General features: G+C 42.0%; 26 protein-coding genes and 1 tRNA gene. 12 read left to right on the top strand and 15 right to left on the bottom strand.

Annotated elements, in window-relative coordinates; genetic code table 11:
• Positions 1-95 precede the first annotated feature (95 nt).
• Positions 96-1,604, bottom strand: a complete 1,509-nt coding sequence (gene malQ, locus I8752_RS17565) for a 4-alpha-glucanotransferase (protein WP_214433600.1) — start codon at positions 1,602-1,604, stop codon at positions 96-98.
• 135 nt (positions 1,605-1,739) lie between these two features.
• Here malQ and I8752_RS17560 point away from each other — a divergent pair, with 135 nt between their 5' ends.
• The 3 genes from I8752_RS17560 to I8752_RS38420 all read left to right on the top strand — a co-directional run bounded on the left by I8752_RS17560 (position 1,740) and on the right by I8752_RS38420 (position 3,998).
• Positions 1,740-2,171 carry an NUDIX domain-containing protein gene (locus I8752_RS17560; protein WP_214433599.1) on the top strand — a complete coding sequence of 144 codons (432 nt, stop codon included), beginning with the start codon at positions 1,740-1,742 and terminating at the stop codon, positions 2,169-2,171.
• A 2-nt stretch (positions 2,172-2,173) separates the two neighbouring features.
• Positions 2,174-2,656 (top strand): DUF6985 domain-containing protein, encoded by a 483-nt coding sequence (locus I8752_RS17555; protein ID WP_214433598.1) that lies wholly within the window; start codon positions 2,174-2,176, stop codon positions 2,654-2,656.
• Between the two features lie 214 nt (positions 2,657-2,870).
• Positions 2,871-3,998 (top strand): Rid family detoxifying hydrolase, encoded by a 1,128-nt coding sequence (locus tag I8752_RS38420; RefSeq protein ID WP_214433597.1) that lies wholly within the window; start codon positions 2,871-2,873, stop codon positions 3,996-3,998.
• Between the two features lie 242 nt (positions 3,999-4,240).
• Here I8752_RS38420 and I8752_RS17545 read toward each other — a convergent pair whose 3' ends face one another.
• From I8752_RS17545 to I8752_RS38605, 3 genes are all read right to left on the bottom strand, one after another.
• Positions 4,241-4,864 (bottom strand): acyltransferase, encoded by a 624-nt coding sequence (locus I8752_RS17545; RefSeq protein ID WP_214433596.1) that lies wholly within the window; start codon positions 4,862-4,864, stop codon positions 4,241-4,243.
• Between the two features lie 292 nt (positions 4,865-5,156).
• Entirely contained in the window at positions 5,157-5,297 is a 141-nt protein-coding gene (locus tag I8752_RS38610) for a hypothetical protein (RefSeq protein WP_214433595.1), read from the bottom strand.
• Between the two features lie 29 nt (positions 5,298-5,326).
• Positions 5,327-5,548 (bottom strand): transposase family protein, encoded by a 222-nt coding sequence (locus I8752_RS38605; RefSeq protein WP_214433594.1) that lies wholly within the window; start codon positions 5,546-5,548, stop codon positions 5,327-5,329.
• A 20-nt stretch (positions 5,549-5,568) separates the two neighbouring features.
• Between I8752_RS38605 and I8752_RS17530 the strand changes: the two genes are divergently transcribed.
• The 3 genes from I8752_RS17530 (at position 5,569) to I8752_RS17520 (ending at position 7,557) form a co-directional block, all read left to right on the top strand.
• Positions 5,569-6,099 (top strand): transposase, encoded by a 531-nt coding sequence (locus tag I8752_RS17530; protein WP_225895725.1) that lies wholly within the window; start codon positions 5,569-5,571, stop codon positions 6,097-6,099.
• A 558-nt stretch (positions 6,100-6,657) separates the two neighbouring features.
• On the top strand, positions 6,658-6,861 hold the full coding sequence (locus I8752_RS17525; protein ID WP_214433593.1) for a hypothetical protein: 204 nt from the start codon (positions 6,658-6,660) through the stop codon (positions 6,859-6,861).
• 159 nt (positions 6,862-7,020) lie between these two features.
• Positions 7,021-7,557 (top strand): phycobiliprotein lyase, encoded by a 537-nt coding sequence (locus tag I8752_RS17520; protein ID WP_214433592.1) that lies wholly within the window; start codon positions 7,021-7,023, stop codon positions 7,555-7,557.
• 84 nt (positions 7,558-7,641) lie between these two features.
• On the opposite strand, the gene I8752_RS17515 is transcribed toward I8752_RS17520, so the two are convergent.
• On the bottom strand, positions 7,642-7,938 hold the full coding sequence (locus I8752_RS17515; protein WP_214433591.1) for a DUF3288 family protein: 297 nt from the start codon (positions 7,936-7,938) through the stop codon (positions 7,642-7,644).
• Positions 7,939-8,241: 303 nt separating this feature from the next.
• Here I8752_RS17515 and I8752_RS17510 point away from each other — a divergent pair, with 303 nt between their 5' ends.
• The 3 genes from I8752_RS17510 (at position 8,242) to I8752_RS37395 (ending at position 11,514) form a co-directional block, all read left to right on the top strand.
• Positions 8,242-10,692 carry an ATP-dependent Clp protease ATP-binding subunit gene (locus I8752_RS17510; protein ID WP_214433590.1) on the top strand — a complete coding sequence of 817 codons (2,451 nt, stop codon included), beginning with the start codon at positions 8,242-8,244 and terminating at the stop codon, positions 10,690-10,692.
• A 138-nt stretch (positions 10,693-10,830) separates the two neighbouring features.
• Positions 10,831-11,121 (top strand): hypothetical protein, encoded by a 291-nt coding sequence (locus I8752_RS17505; protein ID WP_214433589.1) that lies wholly within the window; start codon positions 10,831-10,833, stop codon positions 11,119-11,121.
• A gap of 207 nt (positions 11,122-11,328) precedes the next feature.
• Positions 11,329-11,514 (top strand): hypothetical protein, encoded by a 186-nt coding sequence (locus tag I8752_RS37395; protein WP_225895724.1) that lies wholly within the window; start codon positions 11,329-11,331, stop codon positions 11,512-11,514.
• A 128-nt stretch (positions 11,515-11,642) separates the two neighbouring features.
• Here the strand turns inward: I8752_RS37395 and I8752_RS17495 are convergent, their stop codons facing one another.
• Positions 11,643-12,377: a 2-phosphosulfolactate phosphatase family protein gene (locus I8752_RS17495; protein WP_214433588.1), complete on the bottom strand. Its 735-nt coding sequence runs from the start codon at positions 12,375-12,377 to the stop codon at positions 11,643-11,645.
• A 139-nt stretch (positions 12,378-12,516) separates the two neighbouring features.
• Here I8752_RS17495 and I8752_RS17490 point away from each other — a divergent pair, with 139 nt between their 5' ends.
• The 3 genes from I8752_RS17490 to I8752_RS17480 are packed head-to-tail and all read left to right on the top strand — an operon-like array spanning position 12,517 to position 13,945.
• Entirely contained in the window at positions 12,517-12,654 is a 138-nt protein-coding gene (locus I8752_RS17490; RefSeq protein ID WP_225895723.1) for a hypothetical protein, read from the top strand.
• Between the two features lie 26 nt (positions 12,655-12,680).
• Positions 12,681-13,100 (top strand): BlaI/MecI/CopY family transcriptional regulator, encoded by a 420-nt coding sequence (locus I8752_RS17485; RefSeq protein ID WP_214433586.1) that lies wholly within the window; start codon positions 12,681-12,683, stop codon positions 13,098-13,100.
• Positions 13,100-13,945 carry a M56 family metallopeptidase gene (locus I8752_RS17480; RefSeq protein ID WP_214433585.1) on the top strand — a complete coding sequence of 282 codons (846 nt, stop codon included), beginning with the start codon at positions 13,100-13,102 and terminating at the stop codon, positions 13,943-13,945. Before I8752_RS17485 ends, I8752_RS17480 begins: the two co-directional genes overlap by 1 nt.
• A 209-nt stretch (positions 13,946-14,154) precedes the next feature.
• Here the strand turns inward: I8752_RS17480 and I8752_RS38415 are convergent, their stop codons facing one another.
• From I8752_RS38415 to I8752_RS17435, 9 genes are all read right to left on the bottom strand, one after another.
• Positions 14,155-14,604: an HNH endonuclease gene (locus I8752_RS38415; protein ID WP_318780859.1), complete on the bottom strand. Its 450-nt coding sequence runs from the start codon at positions 14,602-14,604 to the stop codon at positions 14,155-14,157.
• An 11-nt stretch (positions 14,605-14,615) separates the two neighbouring features.
• Positions 14,616-15,056, bottom strand: a complete 441-nt coding sequence (locus tag I8752_RS17470; protein WP_225895722.1) for a hypothetical protein — start codon at positions 15,054-15,056, stop codon at positions 14,616-14,618.
• A gap of 12 nt (positions 15,057-15,068) precedes the next feature.
• Entirely contained in the window at positions 15,069-15,602 is a 534-nt protein-coding gene (locus I8752_RS17465) for a hypothetical protein (protein WP_214433583.1), read from the bottom strand.
• Between the two features lie 155 nt (positions 15,603-15,757).
• Positions 15,758-16,102, bottom strand: a complete 345-nt coding sequence (locus I8752_RS17460; RefSeq protein WP_214433582.1) for a hypothetical protein — start codon at positions 16,100-16,102, stop codon at positions 15,758-15,760.
• Between the two features lie 224 nt (positions 16,103-16,326).
• Complete coding sequence (locus tag I8752_RS17455) at positions 16,327-17,529, bottom strand: aminotransferase class V-fold PLP-dependent enzyme (RefSeq protein ID WP_214433581.1); 1,203 nt, start codon at positions 17,527-17,529, stop codon at positions 16,327-16,329.
• Between the two features lie 24 nt (positions 17,530-17,553).
• Positions 17,554-17,625: transfer RNA gene (locus I8752_RS17450), tRNA-Asn, on the bottom strand.
• A 206-nt stretch (positions 17,626-17,831) separates the two neighbouring features.
• Entirely contained in the window at positions 17,832-18,383 is a 552-nt protein-coding gene (locus I8752_RS17445) for an NYN domain-containing protein (protein ID WP_214433580.1), read from the bottom strand.
• A gap of 315 nt (positions 18,384-18,698) precedes the next feature.
• Positions 18,699-19,376 (bottom strand): ABC transporter ATP-binding protein, encoded by a 678-nt coding sequence (locus I8752_RS17440; RefSeq protein WP_214433579.1) that lies wholly within the window; start codon positions 19,374-19,376, stop codon positions 18,699-18,701.
• 22 nt (positions 19,377-19,398) lie between these two features.
• Positions 19,399-19,671, bottom strand: a complete 273-nt coding sequence (locus I8752_RS17435) for a hypothetical protein (RefSeq protein WP_214433578.1) — start codon at positions 19,669-19,671, stop codon at positions 19,399-19,401.
• Between the last annotated feature and the right edge of the window lie 71 nt (positions 19,672-19,742).

Raw genomic sequence — 19,742 nt, 5'->3', positions numbered from 1 at the left:
ACGGACGCGCGCCTCAAGAAGAATAAGGACGCGGGGACGCGGGGACGGGAGAAGGAATTTTCTTTGCATCCCCGCGTCCCCGCGTCCCCGCGTCCTTATTCTTCTTGAGGCGCGCGTCCGTAGAGTTGGGTGAGAATTTTTAAGCGATCGCTTAATTCATCTGTCATAGCTTCTGGGTGATAGCGCCACGCCCAATTTCCTTCGGCCTTGCTCGGAAAGTTCATTCTTGCTTCATTTCCTAAACCCAGAATGTCTTGTACGGGAATAATTGCTTGATTGGCAATAGAACTTAAAGCGAGGCGAATTAAATCCCAGTGGATGCCTTCTGGACTGATACAACCTAGGTAAAGTAATAAATTTTGTTTTTCGTTGTCACTAGCTGTATTGAACCAGCCTACGGTTGTGTCATTATCGTGAGTTCCGGTATAAACTACCGCATTTCGCGGGTAATTAAACGGTAAGAACGGATTATCGGGATCGGAACCAAAAGCAAACTGCAAAACTTTCATCCCAGGAAATTCATACTTGTCTCGTAGCGCTTCTACCTCTGGCGTAATTACTCCTAAATCTTCCGCTAAGACGGGTAACTTGCCTAATTTGTGTTTAATCGTATTAAACAATTCGTCTCCAGGCGCTTCAACCCACTTGCCATTCATGGCGGTTTCTTCCCCTTTGGGCACAGCCCAAAAAGCTTCAAACCCCCGGAAGTGGTCAATACGAATAATATCTACATAATCCAGCATCGCTTCAAAACGCTGTACCCACCACTTAAAGTCTTGTTTTTGCAATTCGTCCCAGTTGTAAACTGGATTACCCCACAGTTGACCAGTAGCACTAAAGTAATCTGGTGGGACTCCTGCCATGAGTGCAGCTTCTCCTGTCTCTTCGTCTAAGCGAAAAGTTTCTGGATGCGCCCAGACATCAGCACTATCGTGAGCTACGTAAATCGGAATATCACCGACGATCTCTATACCGCGCATATTGGCATAGCTTTTCAACTCTGACCACTGCCGAAAAAATTGATATTGGATGAATTTGTAATAAAAAATCTCCGCAGTTAGTTGTCGCTGTGCCCGATCTAACGCTTCTGGTTGGCGCTTGGCTAGTTCTGGTTCCCAAGTATGCCAGCTAGCACCATCGCAATCGTCTTTGAGTGCCATATATAAAGCATAATTATCCAACCAATAAGCTTTGCTGTCGCAAAAACCCGCAAATTCTTTTTGTTGGATAGGTGATGCCTTTGTTTTGAAGTTTTCGCAGGCTTTTTTTAATAGATCAATTTTAATTGGTGCAGCCCGGTCGAAATCCACTATATCCGTTGGAAACTCTGGTAAGTTAGCAAAATCTTCTTCAGCTAACAAACCTTCTTCTAGTAATTTTTCCGGGCTAATCATTAAGGGATTTCCTGCCATTGCTGAGTAGCACATGTAAGGAGAATTTCCGTACCCAGTTGGCCCTAAGGGTAAAACTTGCCAAATTTGTTGATTGCTTTTTTTGAGAAAATCAATAAAATTATAGGCTTCTAAGCCTAAGTCTCCAATGCCAAAGCGGCTGGGAAAAGAGGTAGGATGCAGCAAAACGCCGCTGGATCTAGAAAAAGGCATATTTAACTTGAAGTATAGGAAGAAGCAATTGTCTCAACGACACGCTACGCGATCGCATCGAATTTACCACGGAATAGTATTCATGTTATTGTCCTTTGTCAGTTGTTGTTTGCTGTTGACCACTGACTAATAACTATGACTTACCGAAATCCTGCACCGACGGTTGATATCATCATCGAATTAGTGGATCGACCACATCGACCAATAGTGTTAATTGAGAGGCATAATCCCCCCTTGGGTTGGGCACTTCCCGGTGGGTTTGTGGATTATGGGGAAGCCGTAGAAGTGGCAGCACGGCGAGAGGCTGAGGAAGAAACGGGTTTACAGGTGGAGTTAATCGAACAATTGTTGGTGTATTCCGATCCCAATCGCGATCCCCGTCAGCATACCATCAGCATTGTGTTCTTGGCGACAGCTATGGGAGAACCAAAGGCGGGAGATGATGCTAAGGGTGTAGGCATTTTTGAGTCTTGGAACGTGCCTAGTAATTTATGTTTTGACCACGATCGCATTTTGCGGGATTACTGGCAGTATCAGCATTATGGGATACGTCCGAGGTTGGGTTAAAAATGACGATCAACTCCCCAAGAAGTTATGACGATAGTGAGTTTGGACAGATAAGAATTGAAGAGAACCACTGGACTTTAGCACAATGTGCCGTTTTGGGCGATCACTATGTACCGATTTGCGTGGATTTTGAACAGGGGCATATTGGGGAACTTTCATCACTCCAGCGTGAAGCTATTCGACAAGCTCTAACCTTGCCATCCGATGTGTTACGCATCACTGCTCCTCTGGTGCTGCAAAATTATGATGTATATCGTGACATGATTGGGGATGAGTCAATGCCGCCGTTAGCTAATCCCATTCAGGTATGGGATCGGGTCACTTTCTCATATATCTATGTACCGCCCCACGTTGAGTATGACCTAGATATTCCTACCTTTGAGTTGATAGCTGAGTGTGACTGGGAGCCAGAACACGGCTTAGAAGTGCGCTTTCGCAATGGAGTAGCAGACGATGCAGATCAAGTAGGTGAAACCGGACGATAAAAATCAACTGATCGCAGACCCAGAGAATGCGATCGCGATGCTGACTTAACGGCATTATGGGATACGTTCGAGGTTGGGTTAGGGAACGAACCGCGAAGGACACAAAGGACGCGTTCGCGCAGCGTCTCCGTCAGGAGAAGGAAGAGGAGAAGAGAATATCTGTGATGCAAAATATTTGTGATTATACTGGGTCAGAGGTATTTAAAGGTGCATTATGGATGCTGAGGAGCTTTTAGAAAAATATGCCGCGCAACAAAGGAGATTTCATTCAGCCAATCTTCAAGGAGTAGACCTTACAGGCAGAGATTTGAGTGGGATAGACCTATATAGAGGAAATTTAAATGGAGCAGACTTAAATGAGGCAATCCTAATAAAAGCTAATCTTTGGGAAACAAAGCTTTCTAGAGCATCTCTGAGATGTGCAAATTTGATGCAGGTACAAGGTGGGTTAGTAGATTTGAGTTGTGCAGACCTTAGTGATGCGGACTTAAGTTACACAAACTTGAGGAGTGCAAATCTGAATGGATCAGACTTGACAAAAGTCAACTTAACTCAGGCAGACCTCACTAATGCATCACTCCAAAATGCTAATCTCCAGAAAGCTAAACTTCGGGGAGCAAGTCTAGAAGAATGTAATTTATCAGGAGTCAATTTAGCCCAAGCAGATCTAGTTGGTGCATACTTAGGAAAAACAAAGCTCGTCAAAGCCTGTTTACAAGAGGCAAATTTAGAAAGAACCTGCCTCTCAAACGCAAGTTTAATGATGGCAAACTTCGATGGTGCAAATCTGAAGAAGGCAAATTTCACTGGGGCAAATATCTATGGAGCTAGCTTTAAAGATGCTGACCTAACTGGTGCGATAATGCCTGATGGAGAAGTTTACAAATCGATCGCTTCACAAGCGGAAATCGGTAAGCAACAAGCATCGTTAGAGAAAGTAATATCTATGACTCGTCAAGTAATTCGTACTGATAAAGCACCGGCTCCTGTAGGGCCATATAATCAAGCGATCGCAGCTACTGGCCAAATGGTATTTGTCGCTGGGCAAATCGCGATCGATCCCCGCCTAGGTGATGTCCTTTACACTGATGATGTTACCAAGCAAACCGAACAGGTAATGGCTAATCTAGAAGCAATCCTGACAGCAGCAGGTGCAACCTTTGAAAATGTTGTCAAAACCACTGTATTTCTAGCTGATATGAATGATTTCGCCGCAATGAATGCGGTCTATGCTAAATATTTTCCCGAAGATACAGCGCCAGCACGTGCTTGCGTTCAAGTATCGCGTTTGCCAAAAAATGTATTAGTAGAAATTGATTGCATTGCGGCAATTAATAATTAGGAAGAACTGAGTCAACAATCATTAATCATCCGTCAACAAGTATTTATTCTTTATTAATGCACTTTCACTTACTTCTGTTTGACTGACAGATGATTTCAAGAAGGGTGAAGTACACAGGCAAATACCAATTCATAATTCATAATTCGTAATTCGTAATTAAGAAAGCTAGACTTCATATAGGTTTGTAGGTTTGTATCTGTCGCATTCTTTTTTCAAATTGGTATAAGTCTTAAGGCTAGGCATCAAGCCTGTTTTACTTCTGAATTTTGACTTCTAACTTCAGAATTATGTTGTATTTGCTCGTTTGCAAGCTTTTCATAGTGTTCTTTATCTCTATATTTAATAATTCTATTAGGTTGACTGCCGACAATTGCTAACGGTTCAACATTGGCAGTTACAACTGTACCTGCTGCAATAATTGCTCCATCTCCTATAGTGATACCAGGAACAATCAAGACATTTGCTCCAATCCAAACATTGCGACCGATCGCAACGGGTTTATGAATATAAACAGCATGTTCGTAGGGTAGAGCATTACTTTGATAATTGTGGTTTGCAGAGAGGATCGCAACATTAAATCCAATTGTAGTATTGTCACCAATTGCAATCCCACCACGCCCATCTAACAAAACATTCGGCCCGATATAAACTTTATTGCCGAGGGACACATTTTGAGGATGATCGATACGAATGTCTTGTTTAAACCGAACGCGCGAACCTGCAAATTTTAATTGCCGCTTTAGTTCTTGATGTTTGTATTCCCTAATTTTTGTTTGCAAATATTCTTGCCACTTCACAATGTGAGGAATTAAGGATACTAAAATTCGGTCTAATTTATTTGTGATTTTATTTTTGATTTGTTTCATAGGTTTGTTTGCAGATTATTATTTAGTATTCCCTTTCGTGTGGGCGTAGACACAAAGTGGTTTCTCGTTCGCGCAGCGTCTCGCGAACAAGACCTTGCATCCCTAATTTTGGGAATACTCAATTTAAGTATTACAACAGTAGACATAGGAGTAATAATTAATTCTGCGTTGCCCGAAATCCTGAGTAGGGGCGCTGTTACGTTCGCCCTTAGAGGTTGTTTGAAAAGTCTTTAATGATGTATCAAATAGTTTTAGATTTCCCTAAATCCCCCTTTAACCGAGCAGGGCTGTTTCATTCCACAAGATGAAGGAGTTTGTCAATATCATGACAGAGAAATCTCTGAGCAGTTGTGATAGAAGTATGACCATTTCGGCGGAGGGTGTTGAGAGCGATCGTTCTCAAGATGGACAGATTGGCAGGTGCATGACCCATACGTATTTTGGAATCATCCTCTAGGAAAACTACGTCTTTAATCCAGTGAAGGCAATTTTCAATACACCAATGACTGCGGATACCACGAGCAAATTCTTGTGCGGTGTGAATGCCCATGCACGATACCCGACATATCCACTCATCGTGCCCATTATTACAAACAGCAACACCAACCACAGTGGATGTCTTCGGCCATCAGTCGTTCTGAAATCTTCAACTTGCTGCAAATGTTCAATCAGAGAAGCACCCATGATTTTTATCCCTTCAACACTTGCAATTTTACCTGTTGAGCGGGGATGAAACAGCCCTGCCTGGGAAAGGTGGCGGTGAGGGTGTTGCATATGGTCATAAGGGTAAAGGAATTTTGATACATACGCTCACAGAGGGGAACGGGATACCTTTAGCTAATTGCACAACACCTGCTAATGGCAATGAGCCAGAGCAGGTTCTACCACTTCTAGATAGCGTCAAAGTCAAAACGAATAAACCGGGTAGACCGCGTAAACGAGTTAAAGTTCTTGCTGCTGATAAAGGTTACGATTCCAAAGATAAACGCGCAGCCTTGCGTAAACGTGGTATCAGACCGCAATTACCCAAGCGTGTTTGGAAGACCAAGAAAAATCTAGGCAGACCAATTAAAATTTCAGTTCCACGTTTTCAACAGGAACGTTGTTTCGCTTGGTATCAAAGAAAATATCGCCGACTCGTTGTGCGATGGGAGCGAATTTCGCACTGCTTCAACGCTTTTCTTTCTCTAGCCACAATTCATATTTGGATTAACCGGATTTTATTAGTGGGATAACTTCTACAGTCTTCCCTCACCTGAATATCTTTTGAATTGTAGGATTTTTTGTCTAGCTATTATGCAATGAGCTGTTTAAATCCCAGGCAAAGCTGCGTTAGATGCTGATTTTGGGAAATATTAGGACAACGCTTGAGTAGCACTTGGGCTTAACTACTTTAGGACTTACGCAAGAACTCTTTGAAACTCTCATTCCTTCGTGTCCTTTGCACGCCAGTTGCTTCAAGTCGGCAGAGCCGCCCAACGCACTGGCTCGTCTTCGCGGTTCGTTTTTCCGTGACCTGTGCGTAAGTCCTGTACTTAAATCCTGCAAACTCAAGCGCTACGTCTTTAGCTCGATCGCGAGCAACTTTATTGTCACTAAGAAGAGTAGAAAAGTACTTCTTCAGGGACTGTGTTCCCGATTGAGGGAAGCATATATTGTAATTAGTAATAATGCTCTATATAAGAATTTGGGAATAATGTCTAGAGCATTTGTATTTTTATTTACAAAATTTTACTGTCAGGGTGTCAAAATTTTGAGTAGCTAATATTTATCCGTAATAGTCGAGAAAAGCTATGAGTGAGATACCTACAGATGGTCAAATGACCTGGAAAGTAGAAGGGGCAACAGATACCGCCTTACACTTACGGCATCATCCGTCAGAGCCTTGGCAACCATATGAAGACTTTCCAGAATACTTTCTGCCCGATCCGCGTGAGTTTTCTAAAGGGTATGCAACGTTTCTTGCATTACTAAAAAAAGGTTGGAAGGCTGTTTGAGCCAAATTTGCAATCACACTTGCAATCGTTCTTGTCGCAATCCTGACATTAGGTAGATGTACTACCAGGAATGAATATGAGAAGATGTAAATATTATTGAATAAAAATTGACAAAAACACCATCTTCTAGGTGCAAATGTTAGAGAGGTCTAATTGCTTATGACGTTTCAGGCTCAAATTGTCCAGTTATCGCCAGAATCTATGGTGGAAGAGTTTTTCCGGCAATCGGAAGGCAACTGGCGATCGCAGCGTCGCTACTACACCCTCAAAGATGGTGAAACACAGGAAGTAATTAGTTCAATCGCCGTGCATTTTCTGGAACAGGGAAATGAGGAACTGATTCAGCTAGCGCGTCTGCATAAATTGGCAGATGAAACGATGCTGAAATGCGGGGCTTTGACAACTTGGGAAAGCAACTATATCGGCCCTAGCCCCAAGCAAAGTACAGGTGCAACTGTATTTGGAGTTTTAGGAACAGCATTACACCGCGATCGCGGATTTTCTACCTCTAAACCGATTGTTGCTCAATTCACTATGCGCGACCCCAAAACTATGTGTCTGCGAACCGAGTACAGCAAAAACGTATTTGAAGAAGAATTAAGACTAATCGGCACTCAATATCGCACCCGGCAAACAATAATTTCCCGTGCCGGAGAAGAACAGATGATTGGACAGTACTTAGAGAAACGAATCTAGGGAGAAGCAAGGACGCGGGGACGCGGGGACGCAAAGACAAGAAGAATAACAACTGACCACTGACAACTGACCACTGACAACTGACTAATTCCAATCTTGTTCTTCTTTTTTGCCACGACTTTTATAAGTTCCCCCAACGTCGTGGATTTGGCGAGTTCTTTCAAACAACTCGGCTTCTGTTAATCCCCACTGTTGCAAGACTTTATCTAGGTCTTTTTGGATATCTCTTGCGCCTGGAAAGCCTTGATAACGAATTCGTAGCCTAGCTAATTCGGCTAAATTATAGTCTGTTGCCTCTTGAGAGAGTAAAATATCAATTAGGGGGCGATCGCGATTGTAAAGTGGATGTTGTTGGTCTTTGCCTCCGGTTGCTTCAGTCATCGTGAGTAGTGAGTTTTGAGTTCTGCGTTTTTAGTGTAGTCTACAGCAAAGGAAAAATATTCAACACTGAACACTTACTCGTCACTTTAGCCACTCTAAACTTACTCGGCACAGACGCGATTAATCGCGTCTCTACTACTCAATACTCTTTAGGGCAACTACACCTAAGCTAATACGGCTCTCACCACTGCCAGTCAACTTTAAATAAAGATACATTATTTCTAAGAAAATACAAGAAAGTTTAAATCAGGGTGAATATCAAACTCACCCTAAGTCCAAGCAGCAAGGGAGCAATAACCCGCTATGTTTGAACACTTCACTTCCGAAGCCATTAAAGTAATTATGCTCGCTCAGGAGGAAGCACGTCGCCTGGGACACAACTTTGTAGGGACAGAACAAATTCTCCTGGGGCTAATTGGAGAAGGAACTGGGGTTGCTGCCAAAGTGCTGACCGAATTGGGCATTACTCTCAAAGAAGCACGTCGCGAAGTAGAAAAAATTATTGGTAGAGGTTCTGGTTTTGTACCACCAGAAATCCCTTTTACACCCAAGGTTAAAAGCCTCTTTGAGCAATCGTTTAAAGAAGCTCATAGCATGGGAAACAACTACATCAACACTGAACACTTACTCTTGGGATTAACCGAGGCTGGTGAAGGTGTCGCCGCCAAAGTGCTACAAAATTTAGGGGTTGACCTTAAGAGTGTTCGCACCGCTGTAGTTCGTCGTTTAGGTGAAGATCCATCTGTGCTAGTAGGTGGTAATCCAAATAAACGTACCCAAGCTCTAACTACAGAGGAGTTTGGCAGAAATCTCACAAAGTTAGCACAAGAAGGCAAGCTAGACCCCTTAGTTGGTCGTGAAAAAGAAATCGAGCGTGCCATTCAAATTCTCGGTCGCCGGACGAAGAATAACCCCGTGTTGATTGGAGAACCAGGGGTTGGTAAAACTGCGATCGCCGAAGGTCTAGCTCAACGTATTGTCAATCAAGATGTTCCAGATATTTTGCTGAACAAGCAAGTTATCAGCCTGGATATGGGCTTGTTGGTGTCTGGAACTCGCTTCCGTGGCGATTTTGAAGAACGGATCAAAAAAATCGTTGATGAAGTCCGTTCTGAGGGCAACATCATTCTAGTAATTGACGAAGTACATACTCTAGTTGGTGCAGGTGGCACAGAAGGCGGCTTAGATGCTGCCAACATCCTCAAACCAGCCTTAGCACGGGGAGAACTCCAGTGCATCGGTGCGACCACTCTTGACGAGTACCGTCAGCACATTGAGCGTGACGCAGCCTTAGAGCGTCGTTTCCAATCAATTCTGGTAGGCGAACCTTCAGTAGAGGAAACTATTGATATTCTCTACGGTTTGCGTGGAGCTTACGAACAGCACCATAAAGTGCAAATTTCCAATGACGCTGTAGTAGCAGCAGCACAGTTGTCAGACCGCTATATTAGCGATCGCTTCTTGCCAGATAAAGCAATAGACTTAATTGACGAAGCTGGTTCTCGCGTTCGTTTGCGGAACTCTCAAGGTTCTAATAACAAAGAACTGAAGCGTCAACTGACTGGTGTAACTAAAGCTAAACAAGAAGCAGTCAGACTCCAAGATTTTGACAAAGCTGGAGAACTGCGCGACAAAGAATTAGAACTCGAAGCAGAAATACAAGCCGCGTCACAAACCGAGCAAACCGTCAAAGCCCCTGTCGTTGACGAGGAAGACATCGCTCAAATCGTAGCTTCTTGGACTGGCGTACCAGTTAATAAGCTGACTGAATCTGAATCAGAGTTGCTGTTACACCTGGAAGACACGCTTCACCAGCGATTAATCGGTCAGGAGCAAGCAGTTACTGCTGTATCTCGTGCTATCCGTCGCGCTAGAGTTGGGTTAAAGACTCCCAACCGTCCGATTGCCAGCTTTATCTTCTCCGGCCCTACTGGAGTCGGTAAAACAGAATTGGCGAAAGCATTAGCAGCTTATTTCTTCGGTTCCGAAGAAGCTATGATTCGCCTCGACATGTCCGAATACATGGAAAGCCACACCGTCTCTAAGCTGATTGGTTCGCCTCCTGGTTACGTTGGATACGATGAAGGCGGACAACTTACTGAAGCTGTGCGGCGCAGACCATACACAGTGTTGCTATTCGACGAAATCGAGAAAGCACACCCTGATGTATTCAACATGCTGTTGCAAATCTTGGATGACGGACATCTCACCGATGCCAAAGGTCGCAAAGTAGACTTCAAGAATACCTTGATTATTTTGACTTCTAATATTGGTTCTAAGGTGATTGAAAAAGGTGGTGGTGGTTTAGGCTTTGAATTTGACAATCAAGCCGAAGCTAGTTACACCCGCATTCGCAACTTAGTAAATGAGGAATTAAAGACTTACTTCCGTCCAGAATTCCTCAACCGTGTCGATGAGATTATCGTCTTTACTCAGCTTTCTAAGGATGAAGTCAAGCAAATCGCAGCTATCATGCTTCGTGATGTTGCCAGCCGCTTGACCGAAAAAGGCATCACTCTAGAAGTTACAGAACGCTTCAAAGAGCTTGTGGTACAAGAAGGCTATAACCCCAGCTACGGTGCAAGACCGTTACGCCGGGCAATTATGCGCCTGTTAGAAGATTCTCTTGCCGAAGCAATGCTATCTGGAGAAATCAGCGATGGAGACACAGCCATTGTTGATGTTGATGACGACAATCAAGTCAGAGTCAGAAAGTCAGAAAAACGAGAGTTACTCTTGGCAAGCGCTGGGTAGTATGCATACCAACTCAGTTTTGCTCTAAAATTCTTAGCCCTGGTATTAATACCAGGGTTTTTTGTAGTTCATTTTTAGTGGGTAATACCCACTTACCCACAATAGCAATATAATTTAGGTTGAGAGCATAACAGCAATATGATTGAAAATCAAAACTTCCGTTTAGTTAGAGATGCTGTCAAGACAGATGATAGAGGACGGTTGACCGTTGGTGCTGTTGCCAAAACAAAAAGCTACAGAGTTTTTATTAATGAAGCAGGGCAAATTTTATTAGATCCAGTTGTGAACATTCCAGAAAGAGAACTTTGGATATGGCAAAATTCCCAAGCTAGTAGCTCTTTAGAACGTGGTATACAACAGGCAAGCTCTGGTGAAGTTCATGAATTAGGTTCGTTCGCTCAGTATGCGGATTTGGAAATTGATGATTAGGGTATTTTTGCAACACCAAGAGATTGCTAGAACAATAGTTTTAAGGACAGCGCTCATCAGATAATTTATCTCACAAGGATTAATTTACAACTCTGAGCGATAGTGAATTTTAAGCTAATATTTTCAACTGAGGCTAGTGAAGCATAAAATAATCTACAACAAACGGACTTCAAGAAGTACCAAAAAGTTGTAAAAACACTGGGTTTGATGGAAACAAACCTACGACATGCAAGCTTGAATACCCATAAATACGAATCCTTGTCAGGGCCAAATGGACAAGAAATTCTTGAAGCCTATGTGGAAAATAAAACGCCCGCAGCTTTTCGAGTTTTTTGGTACTACGGCCCGGAACAAGGAGTTATAACTATTCTGGCAATTACACCTCATCCGTAAATGAGACTCTGGAAGTTCGATAACAAAAAATTTTTTGGCAACCAATTAAATTTCATTTAATTGTGTTTTCTTACCCCTGGTATTTCTACCAAGGGTTTTTTAGCATAAAAATCAAAAATTATTTTTAGTTATTGACTTTTTAAAACCCCCGGTTCTCGTTGAATGGGCAAGACATTTAAAATATCAGTGCTAGCACAATATTTTAGGTCTTCATGACATTCAAGGCGCAACAATCTTTTACCATGACTAGCTTGGTGAAATAATCCCAATAAGTTATCTTGCCATTGTGAATAAAGAGCGATCGCACTAATTACTTCATCATTGCCAGCTAAATCATCTTGTGATGACTGGGATTTTTCTACAAGACTATGAGCGATCGCACCTGCACAAGCTGTATCCTCTAAAGAAAAACTGCCCTCCCAACCAGAACCAACAATCCACACTGTCTCTGGTTGCTTTTCTAAGAGATATTGCACTACTGCTGCTCGGTTAATAAAAGCTGCTGCTAGTACAACTGGCGAGTCTTGTACTCTTTGTAAAGCACGAGTGCCATTGGTAGTACTGATGAACAAGCGTCGCCCTTCCACCAGTTCTGGCGTGCAGTCGAGGGGAGAGTTACCCAGTTCAAAACCAGCTACCTTAGCACCGCCGCGTTCTCCTGCTCGCAGCCGTTTTTGGGCGGGCCATTGTTCGCTAACTTCCAGGAGTTGGTCTAAATCGCTAAAGACTTGCACAGCTTCGCCACCACCTGCCAAGACAGTGGCCATTGTGCTAGTGGCTCTCAAAACATCGACTGCGATCGCGCAGTCAGGAACTTGACCATTGGGAGTCAATTCCGGAGTGTGGTATACAAATAGCTTCACGCGCTGGATACACCTGCTCTAAATACTATTGCTGAGATTACATTTTAATTGGTGTTATTCACCATAATCACAGTTAAACCAAGGTATTTCTTATTCTTAAGCAAGAGTATTTCTTATCCAAGTTGAGGGATTTATGCCAATGAACACAAACAACGGTAATCTGAAAAGAGAAGCAGAAAGAGATGAGGGGACGACGCGGGGATGGGGGGAGGCGGTGACGCGGAGAATAACTACTACACTACCTTCTGCCTTCTGTCTTTTGCCTCCTGACAACTGACAACTGACAACTGATAACTGAACTTTATGGCTCCTTTACCCGACTACCGTCCTAAACAACTATCTGTAGGCCCGTTGGAAGCAGAAATCTTAAATATCATCTGGGAACTGGGTTCGGTTACAGTCAAAGATGTACACGATCGCATTCTGTCTGACCCCAACCGAGAGTTAGCTTACACTTCTGTGACCACTGTTTTGCGTCGTCTCACTGACAAGGGTTGGCTAGCTTGCGATAAACAAGGACGGGCATTCTATTGGCGACCATTGCTGACACAGCAACAAGCACAGGTAATCAAGGCACATGAGCAGTTACAGCGATTTTTGGCGGTGGGCAATCCCGATGTCATCGCTGCCTTTGCAGATAGTCTAGATGAAGCTAGCAGCCAGCAAATAGAAGCGATCGCTAAACGCATTCAAGCTGCACGCCAAGCCAGGGAGGAACAATAATGCATCTAATCATGATTTTGACTGCTTTGGCAGTTTCTGGAATTTTGCGATGCTCTGTTTATAATTCCCACGGTAGCTGGAATGTGCGGTGGCGGCGATCGCTATTTTTATTTCTCTTCCCGCCATTGCTGATTTTCATGACTGCGATCGCCCTCATATTCATGGGGCCTCAAGGAAAAATGGGCGGTGTATATACTGGCTGGTTCAGCTATCTACTAGCATTAATTTTCCTTGCATTTTTTGCTGTTTTATGCATTAAGCTTGCTTTCCAGGGTTGGCAGTCTGTGAAATCTGCGCGTGACTGTCCTTTGATAAATATTGAAGGTACACAAGTTAGGTTACTGAAAACTGAAGCGTTATTTGCCGGACAAATTGGTTTTTGGCAGCCAGAATTAGTAGTTAGCCAAGGATTACTGCAAACTCTCTCACCAGACCATGTAGGCAGCGTCCTGGCCCACGAACAAGGACATTACAATTATCGAGATACATTTTGGTTTTTCTGGCTGGGTTGGGTGCGTTCATGCACTGCTTGGTTGCCCAATACAGAACCTTTGTGGCAAGAACTGTTAGTTTTGCGAGAATTACGTGCTGATAGTTACGCCGCATCACAGGTGGACCCACTGTTGCTTGCAGAATCACTTTTGTTGTCTGTGAGTAGCACAAATGTAATATCAACAGAAATTTGCTGTGCTGGGTTGGGCGTTCCTGGCGTAGGCGATCGCTTAGAACAAAGAATAGAAGCGTTATTAGCACCACCAGAACCAGCCCCCGAACTTAATTGGCAGTCTTGGAATGGCTTCTTGTTGGCATTGCTTCCATTAGTAACTGTAATATTTCACACTTAAACAATTAGAAAATTACGAGATGGGTATTGCCTACATTACTAAATAAGACAACCAGCAATATTTAACGTTGCCTTGACTGTCAGTTTTAGTGGAACTTTTGTTTATCTATATTCATAATTTCAAAAGGCGATCGCCCTGTTTAAAGTTATCAAGGCATGGGCATCCTGTCACTAAATAGCAGTAGTAGTTTCTGTCTAATATTGATTAATTTAATCCTTAACAGACTGGAGTAACAGGCTAGGACGTGCAGCCTTTACAGCAAGATAAAGATTAGGATAGCGAACAAATATATAGTGTTCATAATTGTACCAATGTCTATCCCCTTTTTCTTGGTTACAAAACTTACAAATTACCCATAAATTTTTAAATTCTATTGATAGCCAGGGATACTGCGATCGAGGTAACTTGTGATCTATCGTCTTACCACCCTTTGTAGAGTAATTATCTCCGCAAATTGGACAGTAGCAGTCGGAATGGTCTTTCACCCAATCTTTGCTTTCTTGCGTTGTTCCACACTCATAATCACCATTAATGTACCGCCAGTAATCGTATTTTCTATAATTCTCAAAATCTTGATAAGTTAGTTTGTGATATCGCTTGTTACCAATTTCGTCCGCAAGCTTAAATAATTCTTTTAGTTCTTTGTCTTCTAAATTCACTGTATCTCTCACTAAAATTTTCTATTTTTATATGAATTTTGATGTTGTTTGTTATAATACTTTGCTTGAGAATTTTTACTGAAGTCAATAAATTCTATTTCTGTATCAGGAAACTGCTTATCTATCTCTTCTGAAATATCATTGACTTCTCTAGATAACCTTTGATTAAATTCTTCTATTTCTTGAGAAGTAAGATATTTATTTCCAATTCGATCTGCCTCTAAAAATAATTCTTCGAGAGTCAAATCTTCAAGCTGATATTTATCTAACAACTCCTCTATTTTTTGATATAAATTAATGACATTCTTCCAACCTATGTTCTTATAAAAGTTTTCTTTCAGCCAATTTAAGTCTTCTTTATGCAGCTTCTTTCGATTATTTGAGTTAGTACGTTGAACATCACAATAACTCATTCCTCTAAAATTTATTTTTTTAGTCTTTTTATAAGTCATAGAGATAGTTCCCTAACCCAGCGTCGATTTGAACATATTAACTAGTGCTTTACGAATTTCACTATCTTCATATTGAAGAAGTTTTTTAGTATCTATAGCTAGTCTGAGCTTAATTGCATCAATTAAGTTCTTCAAATTCTTGTTATCTTTTTTTAATTGCTCGTTTACTTGAATTAGCATATTATTCTGAGATTTTATAGTATTAAGCTGAACTCCAATAATTTTATTTTTGTCAGATAAATTTTGCATCTCAACTTCATATTTTTCCCTTTCCTGTTTTTGATATTTATTCAATCGATCAATTTTTTTAGCATATTCTTGACTATTTAATTCTATTTCTTTGTTTTTTTTCGTTACCATGCCTTTCTGAGTAGCCTGAAGACGTTGGCGCTTAATTAGTTCAGAACCAACAAAAAGCGAAATAGCTCTGCGAATGGTAATTTCATCAGGATTGATATTAAAATCAATAGCTTCTAGAGCGCGAATAGCATCTGCTTTTGTCCATCCCTCGCTTTCAAGAAGCTGAATAGCTTGTGACTTATTCACGTTTTCTGAGATTATTAATATAAATTAAATTACAAATTCCTAGTATATTGTACCCATACGATTAATCAGACTAACAACTCTAGCGTCTGTTCTTGAAAAAAAAGATACTCACCTAGTGTCAAATCTATTGTCGTACTAGTTTTCACATAACTCCTCTATATTGCTGTATGAGGAGTTTCTCCGTTTTGCAATTCTTGCAACTCAAAAGGCTTTTCCAGTGGTACTAGTTGTTCTTGGAGTTGCTGCGGTTCGGGACTAATTTTCAGCGGTGTATCTTGAGAAGAACGTTTTTTATTGAGTAAAAGTTGAATTTCTTTCTCAAATTGCTCTCTTCCCCGTGTAAAAAAGTTTGGCTCTCTTGGGTAAATTGAGTTAAGTGAATTGTTAATTGTTGGCGGACTTTCGATAGCACTGATTGGTGTTGCCATCGATAAAATCGTCATCCCCAGCGTTGTAGCCACAGTCACGCTGGAAAATATTCTATACAAAATTCTTTTCATGTTAGCCTTCCTCTGAACAGGGCGAACAATTTTTATAAATCAACAGTAATTTTTCTCAGAAAGCCAGATTCATTTACCTGATGATATAAATTTTTTGGAGTATTGCTTTTTTCTTTGTTGAGCCTAAATTGCAGATACTTTTATGTCAGTATATATTGTTGTTTTTCTATTATTTAGTATAACTAATCCAATGAAAATGATTTTTAAAATACTCTTGATCTAAATCAAGTTGTCTGCAATTCTCTTAGCACTTTTGCTAAATACTCATACTGCGATCGCGTATTATAAATTTGTGCAGAAATTCGCACTAATAACCGAGGTGATTCCTGCCACGGCATTACCTGCACTTGAATGCCAAACTTATCAAACAACTCATCGTGTAAAGACATAAAATCACGATTTTCCAATGTTGCAGGCATTGGTATAACTGCCATTGAACCAATCATCTCTTCTGGACAAGGCGGTTGCACTGATAATATTTCACAAAGTAACTGTCTAGCCTCTAACACTAGCTGACGATTTCGCTGCATCAATTCCGGCCACCCACCAGGTAACAACGAACCCATAAAAGCGATCGCTTCCGGTACGCACATATAAGCTGTAGGATCGTTTGTACCCATCCAGTCAAATTCCAACTGAAAGCGTGTTTTATCGGTGCGTGGGGAGTTTGCACCATGACTAATTGTTAGAGGACGAATTTCTGATTGTTTATCTCGTCGCACATACAAAAATGCTGCACCTTTCGGCGCACACAACCATTTATGACAATTCCCGGTGTAATAAGTTGCGCCAATTTCTTCTAAGTTAAGGGGAATCATTCCTAGCGCGTGGGCACCATCTATAAGTGTATCTATATTTCGTGCCTGCAACTTTTTAATTAACTGCTGGATTGGAAAGATTAATCCTGTTTGGCTAGTAACATGATCCAACAGTGCTAATCGTGTTTTTGGTGAGACTTGCTCAATTACTGCTGCTAATACTTGCTGCGGTGACTCAATAGGAAAAGGAATTTTTGCCACTACTATCCGCACTCCAGTGCGACAAGCTATAAAGTCCAGCGCATTCCGGCAGGCATTATACTCGTGATTGGTTGTGAGTATTTCATCATCTGCTGAAAAAGTGAGCGAACGCAACACTGAATTGACACCAGTCGTTGCATTCGGGACGGATACCACATCCTTGGCATCAGCACCAACAAATACCGCTAGTTTATTTCTCGCATCATCTAGAAGGGGTTCCCACTCTCTACCAAAAAAGCGTAAGGGTTCTTGTTCTAGTTGCGATCGCAACTGCTGTTGAACAGCTAGTACTGCTTTAGGACAAGCACCAAATGACCCATGATTCAGAAACGTCACAGTCGGGTCAAGCGACCATAGTTCCTGAAATACGGAAGCTTGAAGCCTGAAATCTCCAACTTCATGCTCCATTCTTCACCCTTCATAACTTTTTAACTCCCCAGACTGGATTCGAACCAGTGACCAATCGATTAACAGTCGATCGCTCTACCGCTGAGCTACTGAGGAACGCTCACGATTTATTATTCTAAGCTTAACATATAGTATTTGACAAGTACTTTCGCCAAATTTTTTTTAGATGCTTAACTATAAGATGATTGCAGCCAAACCCCTCTCATACCAATTTGGGATTTTCGATTGAAAGTCTTAACCCAAGATTGTTTCGTGGAATCTCATTTGTAGCTTTCTGATTTCAGATTTGCGATCGCTAATGTCTATGGCAATCCCATTCGCAATTCAGCCAGACGCTGCCGAGCTTTGGCATCAATAGCGCTAGCCAAAAATCTACTCTTAGATTGTTTGCGTTGTTGATACTTTTGCCGCATCCGACAAACCGTCGCTTCTACTTCGCCACAAAGTTGTTGTGCCGACAACCATTCAGCCCCATATCCCTGCACTGTTAATTGTTGCGCTCGGTCTGATGTGGCTACAATCACGCGAGAAACTTGAGATTGCGTTATATGGGGGCGTAACGACGCACAGACTTTTTCTATGTATGTGTCTGCTGTTTGCCCAAAATCTGTGAAATGAATCGATAAAAGCTCCGTAATAATTTCTTTATTACTAGAAGCATTATGATATTGGGCATCAAAAACTATTTGAGTTTCATAACCTCTAAACGCACTGTAACTTGTCATCGCTTCGACTAATTCCCCGCGCGCTGCTTCTAATCCATCACGATCGCGGGTTTTTTTCAGGCAAGGCCAAGCACCAATTATGTTGTAGCCATCCACTAATAGAACGGCTGAGAGTATGGAAGGGGGCATGGTTTTTAATCACAATTTTCTAGAGTTAACAAAATTCATTCATGATTTTTATAGTAATTGAAGCATTGCTTGTAACAATATGCTACAAAAAGCTAAAAAATGCGATACTATCCCAAAATATGCTTTGCAAGGCTTGTATTAAAAGCAAACGCGCCCTTAAGAGGCGCGCCGCAGTTGTTATTAATTACTGATTAATTAGCTAAAGAAAAAGGTGCTTCAGGAGTGCTGAGTTAAAAGTAGGAGTTGTTTTCTTTGTCCCTGCATCTTCTTTTATCCTCAACACCTGTTCCCCTAACAATTTTGGTTGCTAGAGTACTAAGAGGCTTGATTGTTGACTTCCGTAAGACGTTCTTTAAGACGCTGAGGTTCACCTCGATCTACTAAAGAGCCTTTTTCTAGTAAAAAAGCGCCATCACAGTAATTTAATTCGTCTAGGCGATGCGTTACCCACAGAGCTGTAATGCCCCGACTCTTGACTAGGCGGCGGACACTGGCCACTAAGTCCAATTGGCTATCTGGATCGAGTAAGGCTGTGGGTTCATCTAATAATAAGATTTCACAGCGACGAGCGATCGCACCAGCGATCGCCACTCGCTGTTTTTGTCCTCCACTGAGGGCGTAAATCGGGCGTAATTGGAGAGCACGCAAATTTACTGCCCCTAATGCCTCGTCAACTCGTGCTCTGACAGCAGCAACTGGCAATTTTTCTTCCACCAATCCAAAAGCCACATCAGCACCAACGGTTGGCATCACTAATTGATGGTCGGGATTTTGGAAAACAAAGCCAACAGGAGGCAAGACACCAATTTCACCAGACTGGGGAGCTAATAGTCCTGCCAATAATCGGAGTAATGTTGATTTGCCACTGCCATTAGTACCCAAAAGCATCCAAAATTCGCCCCTAGGTACTTCTAGAGAGCAAGACTTGATTGCTGTCTCGCCATTAGGCCAACTGAAGTTTAAATCCTTGACCGCAATGCCCACTTCCGCCATTTGTACACCTTGATTACCTTGGTTATTCAGCAGCTACAGCGAAAAAGCCAGGTGGTCTACCGCTACTAGTGGTTACGCCATCTTTTTGAATAATCTGTACTCCAGAAATTTCACTAGCACGAACAGCAATTTTTTTGTCTGTCTTGCCTTCACACTTGAGTTCCACAATATCTGGGTTGCCAGAACGCATCGCTGCCAAAATTAGCTGATAGACAGCCTCAGCATCCTCTGTTGACTTACGTTGTACTGATACAGGGAAAGCAGTGTTTTTGAGAGTTAAGTCGATGGTAAACATTTAGCATCAATCACATATAACTGTAGGACTCATTTTAGCGTCAGGGGACTGGGGATTGGGGACTGGCTGTC

Origin of the sequence: Dendronalium phyllosphericum CENA369, assembly GCF_016056275.1 — a bacterium.
Classification (GTDB): Bacteria; Cyanobacteriota; Cyanobacteriia; order Cyanobacteriales; family Nostocaceae; genus Dendronalium; species Dendronalium phyllosphericum.
This window is presented reverse-complemented; position numbering and strand designations above follow the sequence as displayed.